The sequence below is a fragment of the Streptomyces sp. MK7 genome (genome assembly GCF_032658145.1).
Taxonomy (GTDB): domain Bacteria; phylum Actinomycetota; class Actinomycetes; order Streptomycetales; family Streptomycetaceae; genus Streptomyces; species Streptomyces spiralis.
Genome location: NZ_JAVACL010000046.1, coordinates 52,641 through 58,640 on the forward strand (window position 1 = coordinate 52,641; position 6,000 = coordinate 58,640).

Annotated in this window: 6 protein-coding genes and 1 pseudogene; 2 read left to right on the forward strand and 5 right to left on the reverse strand. The window is 68.3% G+C overall.

Annotated features, from left to right (window positions below; translation table 11 throughout):
- Nucleotides 1–128 precede the first annotated feature (128 nt).
- Nucleotides 129–449, forward strand: a pseudogene (locus R2S09_RS33295) (RNase J family beta-CASP ribonuclease); the annotation flags it as partial.
- A gap of 457 nt (nucleotides 450–906) precedes the next feature.
- Here R2S09_RS33295 and R2S09_RS33300 read toward each other — a convergent pair.
- Together R2S09_RS33300 and R2S09_RS33305 are read right to left on the reverse strand one after the other, a co-directional pair.
- Nucleotides 907–2,025 (reverse strand): acyl-CoA desaturase, encoded by a 1,119-nt coding sequence (locus R2S09_RS33300; RefSeq protein ID WP_306183996.1) that lies wholly within the window; start codon nucleotides 2,023–2,025, stop codon nucleotides 907–909.
- Between the two features lie 7 nt (nucleotides 2,026–2,032).
- Nucleotides 2,033–3,097 (reverse strand): ferredoxin reductase, encoded by a 1,065-nt coding sequence (locus R2S09_RS33305; protein ID WP_306183994.1) that lies wholly within the window; start codon nucleotides 3,095–3,097, stop codon nucleotides 2,033–2,035.
- A gap of 87 nt (nucleotides 3,098–3,184) precedes the next feature.
- Between R2S09_RS33305 and R2S09_RS33310 the strand changes: the two genes are divergently transcribed.
- Nucleotides 3,185–4,324, forward strand: coding sequence for a CdaR family transcriptional regulator (locus R2S09_RS33310; protein WP_306183992.1), 1,140 nt, complete (start codon nucleotides 3,185–3,187; stop codon nucleotides 4,322–4,324).
- A 494-nt stretch (nucleotides 4,325–4,818) separates the two neighbouring features.
- Here R2S09_RS33310 and R2S09_RS33315 read toward each other — a convergent pair whose 3' ends face one another.
- The 3 genes from R2S09_RS33315 to R2S09_RS33325 all read right to left on the reverse strand — a co-directional run bounded on the left by R2S09_RS33315 (nucleotide 4,819) and on the right by R2S09_RS33325 (nucleotide 5,779).
- Nucleotides 4,819–5,028: a hypothetical protein gene (locus tag R2S09_RS33315; RefSeq protein ID WP_316745044.1), complete on the reverse strand. Its 210-nt coding sequence runs from the start codon at nucleotides 5,026–5,028 to the stop codon at nucleotides 4,819–4,821.
- Between the two features lie 23 nt (nucleotides 5,029–5,051).
- Entirely contained in the window at nucleotides 5,052–5,480 is a 429-nt protein-coding gene (locus tag R2S09_RS33320; RefSeq protein ID WP_316745045.1) for an IS110 family transposase, read from the reverse strand.
- A 125-nt stretch (nucleotides 5,481–5,605) separates the two neighbouring features.
- Nucleotides 5,606–5,779, reverse strand: coding sequence for a hypothetical protein (locus R2S09_RS33325; protein ID WP_316745047.1), 174 nt, complete (start codon nucleotides 5,777–5,779; stop codon nucleotides 5,606–5,608).
- Nucleotides 5,780–6,000: the final 221 nt, after the last annotated feature.

Genomic DNA, 6,000 nt, shown 5'->3' on the forward strand with positions numbered 1-6,000 from the left:
ACGCCGTCTTCGTCGCCATCGAGTCTCTGGGCGAGCAGTGGACGGTGAAGGCCGACATGATCACCGCCCCGCAGCACGCCGTCGCCGACTCGGTGTACGACGCCATCCGCGCCGCGGTCATCCAGACAGTCGGCGGCGCCACCGAAGCGTCCCTCAAGGACCGCCTCACCCTCGCCGCCGAAGGCGTGGTCACGGTGGTGGCGATCGTCGACGCGGACACCGGCGCCCTCGCCGAGGCCCCCGACTTCCTGGCCCGCGGCTTCGTCCATGACGACACCACCTTCGAGCCGGTCATCCCCGTCATCGAGAAGACCCTGGCCACCGCGGCCGAGGAAGGCGTCGGGGACGCGCGCCAACTCGAACAACTCCTCGCCCGCGCCGTGGCGAACTGGGCGTTCCGCACCCACCGCCGCAAGCCCCTCATCATCCCCGTCATCATCGACGCCTGAGTCACACCCGGGCCGGAGTCCGGGGGCGGACGCCGATGTGCACGAGGTGAAACCCGGCGACGAGTCGGTCCTGATGTCCAGCCTCATCACCGGCCCACCGGGTCGGCCCGGGCGGCCCGGTGGCGTGCGCTGCGCCGGGCATCCTGCAGCACCTCCAGCAGCTGACCTGCCGCCCGAGCAGCAACATGACGGCCACGGGCATCAGAAACGCGGACAGCCCGGTGTACCGGCCAAAGGAGGAGAGAAAGTCCGTCAGACATGACGCTCATTTGACGCTCCGGCCGCCTCACAGCCCGCGCCCAAGGCAGGAAAACCCCATGTGACCCGCAGGTTCTCCTCCCGTCCACACACCTTGTGACGTGTTTCCGATGACGCATCACGTGGAGTGCGTAGCGATTCTGGAGCCTGCGGACAAGGGCGCCTGACCTCGGGTTCGTGAGCCAGGCGCTGGTAACAATCAGGCGGCGACGAGCTCCTGCACACGGTCCGGCGTCTTGACCTCGGGCTTCTTGTTCGGCAGCGAGAGCCGGAAGACCTTGCGCCACGCGGAGAACACCTGCTTGGGCAGCGGTCCGGTGACGTACTCCAACTCGTACTTCTCGAACAGCGCCCGCACCTTCACCGCGACCTCGGCGTACCGGTTGCTCGGCAGGTCCGGGAACAGGTGGTGCTCGATCTGGTGCGACAGGTTGCCCGTCATGAAGTGCATGGCCCTGCTGCCGCTGATGTTCGCCGAGCCCATCATCTGGCGCAGGTACCACTGGCCGCGCGTCTCGCCCTTGATCGACCGGCGCTCGAAGACCTGCACGCCCTCGGGGAAGTGCCCGCACATGATCACGGAGTGGGACCAGATGTTGCGGACCAGGTTCGCGGTGAACGTGGCGGCGAGCGTGGGGAGGAGCGACGGGCCCGACAGCAGCGGGTGGATCACGTAGTCCTTGAGCACCTGCTTGCGGATCTTGCGGCCCACGGCCTTGGCCCGCGCGCGGAACTCCGGGTTCTTGCGGCGCCGCTTGTTCAGGTTCTTGCCGAGCTCCAGGTCGTAAGCTGCGATGCCGTACTCGAAGAAGCAGGCGTTGATGAAGTTCCACAGCGGCTGGCCGAGGTGGAACGGGTGCCACTCCTGGTCCTCGTCGACGCGCATGATGCCGTAGCCGAGGTCGTTGTCCTTGCCGATCACGTTGGTGTACGTGTGGTGCAGCTCGTTGTGCGAGTGCTTCCACTGGTCGGCCGGCGAGACGTGATCCCATTCCCAGGTGGTGGAGTGGATCTTCGGGTCCCGCATCCAGTCCCACTGGCCGTGCAGGATGTTGTGGCCGATCTCCATGTTGTCCATGATCTTCGCCACGGACAGACCGGCGGTGCCGAGCAGCCACGCCGGCGGGAAGATCGAGAACAGCAGCACGCCCCTGCTGACCAGCTCGAGCTTGCGCTGCGCCGAGATGACCCTACGGATGTAGGCGGCGTCTTTCTCGCCGCGTCCGGCGATCACTTCGTCGCGGATCGCGTCCAGCTCGTGGCCGAGCTCCTCGATCTGCTCCGCCGTCAGATGGGCGGTGGGGTCGATGGCGGTCACGGTGCTCCTACCGTTCGATGTCGCAAGGGCCCGCCGCGGCGGACACACAGGTCTGGATGAGGACACCCGGCTCGGCCTCGGTGATCTCGCCGGTACGCAGGTCGCGGACGGCGCCCGCCTTGAGCGGCGTGACGCAGCCGAAGCAGATGCCCATGCGGCACCCGGACGGCATGAGCACGCCGGCCTCCTCGCCGACGTCCAGCAACGGCGTAGCGCCGTCCGCGTCGACGGTCTTGCCGGTGGCGCGGAACGTGACCTCGCCGCCGCCGCATCCGTCGCCGGCGACGACGATGCCGGGGCGGAAGCGTTCGGTGTGCAGGCGCTCTTGGACGCCGTTCCCGCTCCAGTGCTCTTCGGCGGCGTCGAGCAGGCCCGCGGGCCCGCAAGCCCAGGTCTCGCGCTCGGCCCAGTCGGGCACGAGTTCGTCGAGACGGGCGATGTCGAGCATGCCGTCCGTGTCGGTGTGCACCTCGATGAGCCGCAGCTTCTTGTCCGCGACCAGATCGTGCAGTTCGTTGCGGAAGATCACGTCCTGCGGCCGTGGCGCGCAGTGGACCATGACGACGTCGTCGAACTCGATGTCGCGCAGCATGCCCATCACGGGCGTGATGCCGCTGCCGGCCGTCAGGTAGAGCACCTTGGCGGGCTTGGCCTGCGGCAGCACGAAGTCACCGGTCGCCTGGTCGAGCTGGATCAACGTGCCCGATTTCGCCCTGCGGACCAGGTGGTTGCTGACCTTGCCGTCCGGGATCGCCTTCACGGTGATCGTGACGCGGCCGTCCTGGCGGTTCGTCGGCGAGGTGATGGAGTAGGCACGCCACAGGCGCACCCCGTCGACGTCGACCCCGATCCGCACGTACTGACCGGCTATGTGGCCGCGCCAGCCCCGTCCCGGCCTGATCACCACAGTCGCGGCGTCATCCGTCTCGGGGTGCACGGCCTCGATGCGCCCCCGCAGGTCAGCGCCCGCACGCAGTGGGCTGACCAGGTCGAGGTAGTCCGACGGCAGCAGCGGCGTCGTGACCATCTCCAGCAGTTTCCACGCCCTTCTGCGAAGGGCTGCACTCGTCATGACTCCAGCTTGCTGCGTCTCAGGGCGTAAAGTCCTGACCGTAGGACGTGAATCTGGTGGGTGGAATTGTTCGCAGGGAATAAAAACGTGAGTCGTGTAACCCAGAGGGCCAGCGAACTGGCCCTGGATGAGACGACGGTCACCGCACTTCGGGCCGCGCTGAAGACCACCGCCGACGAGGTCGTCCAGGCGATCATCGACGAGGTCCCGCCCTACGCCAACGCCCTTTCGGGCAGCATGGGCGGCACCATCCGCCGAGCCGTTCGCACCGCCCTCGGGCACTACCTGGACCTCGCGAGCGGGAACGCCACGGGCGGCGACGGCGGTGACGCGGCCTACGAGTTGGGCCGCGGCGAGGTGCGCGACGGCCGTTCGATGGACGCCCTGCTCAGCGCCTACCGCGTCGGTGCCCGCGTGGCCTGGCGATGCCTGGCAGCGGGCGCCGTGTCCGCAGGTCTGCCCGCCGCCGAGGTCGCCAAGTTCGCCGAGCTGACCTTCGCCTACATCGACGAGCTCTCCGCCGCGAGCGCCGCGGGCCACGCCGACGAACTGGCCGCCCGGGGCAGGGCCCACGAGCGCCACCTGGAACACCTGGCCCGCGACCTCCTCGCCGGCGTGAGCCCGGACGTGCTGCTGGCCTCTGCTCAACGGGCCGGATGGCAGCCTCCGGATTCGCTGACGGCGGTCCTGCTGCCCGCCGCCCAGGCCCGACCTGCCTACCGCGCGCTCGACCCGAGCACCCTCGTCCTCGACGATCTGCCGGACGCCACCGGTGTGCTGCTCGTCCCCGATTCCGACCGATCACATCTCTTGCGGCAGCTGACCGACCGCACCGCCGTGGTCGGCCCGGCCCGGCCATGGACTCGTGCGTCGGCCTCGTACGCACGAGCCGTACGCGCGCGCTCCCTCTCCTCTGATATCCGCGACACCGAGGACCACCTGCCCGAGCTGGTGCTGAGCGCCGACGTGGACGCGTTCGCAGACCTGCGTGTCCGAGCCCTCGCACCGTTGCGGACCTTGCCTGTCGCGACCGCACGGCGGTTGGAGGAGACGTTGCGGGCGTGGCTGCTGCACCAGGGCAGGCGGGAAGAGGTGGCAGCGGCGTTGTTCGTCCATCCCCAGACAGTCCGGTACCGGATGTCGCAGCTGCGGGAGCTGTTTCCGGATCTCGCATCGCCACACCGGGTCCTTGAACTGACGCTGGCGGTCGGTCTTCGGGCCAGTTGACGCGTACTTCGACCGTCCACGAACTCCCGGTGGATCCCGGCACCGTGCTCGGTGCTTACCGGACGTCCTTGCAGCCGGGACGGTTCGGGTGAGCGACGCGATCAAGGTGCAGCAGGTCGGCTGACAGGGAGCGTTCCACCACGAGTCGCCCACCTGCCGATCCGTCAGGCCCGCGTCTCGCACGACCAGTCACACCCGGTCGCGAATGAGCGGGAGTTGACCGAGGAGGACGCCGGTCGCGTCGAGCAGGGTGTTGGCGAAGGCTGGAGCGACCGGGTTGAAAGGGCGGACTGTCGGCCGTGACGCCCGTTTGACTCCCTGGGCACCCACATACATGGTGATGGGCCAGGAAATGGGATCTGACCTCGGTTTTTCCGAAGATCGCTCAGGTCCACAACTTTCCGATGACCCACCAGGTCGGTGTGCCGCGGTTGAACCGGTCGCGAAGAGCTCCTGAACTGCGGTTGTGGGCGCACAATGTGCGGTGCGGGCGTTCAGTAGGTGGGACCGTAAGGGCTCCAGTGCCCGAGGAAGGGTTTCAGGTCGTCGTCGGCTTGTGGCTTGGGAATGTCGGGCAGCCGGGGCGGTGTGTTCAATGGGTCGAGGCGCTCAACGGTGGCCGCTGCCCAGCTGATCCCTTCCTCGGCGTCGGTTCTGGCCTGGCCCGGAGGCATGTCCTCGACTCGCGTGCGTACGGTGCTCACGTATTGGGATGCTCCTATGGCTGTCAAGCCGCTGGAGTCAGGTCGGTTTGAGTGATTCGTTCGGTGGGCGTGCTGGTCAGCGCGCGATAGACCTCGCGCGCGACGAACCGCTTGAGGCAGCGCATGATGTCCTTCTTGTTCAGCCCTTCCTTGGTGCGGCGTGCGACGTAGGCGCGGGTGCGTTCGTCGAAGCGCATGCGGGTGAGCACGATGGTGTGCAGGGCGTTGTTCGCAGCCCGGTCGCCACCGCGGTTGAGGCGGTGGCGGTGGGTGCGGCCAGACGAGGCCGGGATCGGCGCGACCCCGGCCAGGTGCGCGAACGCGCCCTCGGAGCACATCCGTTCCGGGTTATCCCCGGCCGTTGCCAGCAGCTGCCCGGCGGTCTCGGGACCGACGCCGAACAGCTGAAGCAGCGCGGGGGCGGCCTGCTTGACCAGCGGGCCGATCTCCACGTCCAGCTGGGTGATCTCCTCGTCCAGGGCCTGGTGACGGCGGGCGAGCCGCCGCAGCGCGGACCGGGTGGCCGCCAGCGGGCGGGACAGGTCGTCGCCGGGCCGCAGCCGGCCCAGAGCCCGTATCAGCGCGGCACGCTCCAGGCCCGATGCTTGGTCAGGCCGAGCGGCTGGCGTTCGTTCCGCATGGCCCGGACAACGCCGTGCGGCCGAGCGAGCCGCGAAGGCACCGGGACGGGGTCGAGGACGGCAAGACGCCAGGCGGGGATGTCGACGAGCTCGATCTTCGTACCCGTCATGGCACCAGCTTCCGTACAGCTCCTTCGGCTCCGGAATCCTTCCGGATCTGCGTGCTGCGGCGACGCGGGACGGCCAGTTCTCCAAGTCGGGACCGCCGTACAACAACGACAACAGGGCCTCCGGGAACCGCTCGGAATGGGGTCGCACCCCGAGCTACCAGGAGGCCCTAATCCCTTGTTAACCTCCCGCTTTCACGAGATGGCCTGTCCAGTGGTTGATC

Bases quoted from the DNA above. Each gene is read 5' to 3' on its own strand.
- R2S09_RS33305 (WP_306183994.1), bottom strand. From the start codon at position 3,097: ATGACGAGTGCAGCCCTTCGCAGAAGGGCGTGGAAACTGCTGGAGATG.
- R2S09_RS33325 (WP_316745047.1), bottom strand. From the start codon at position 5,779: ATGACGGGTACGAAGATCGAGCTCGTCGACATCCCCGCCTGGCGTCTT.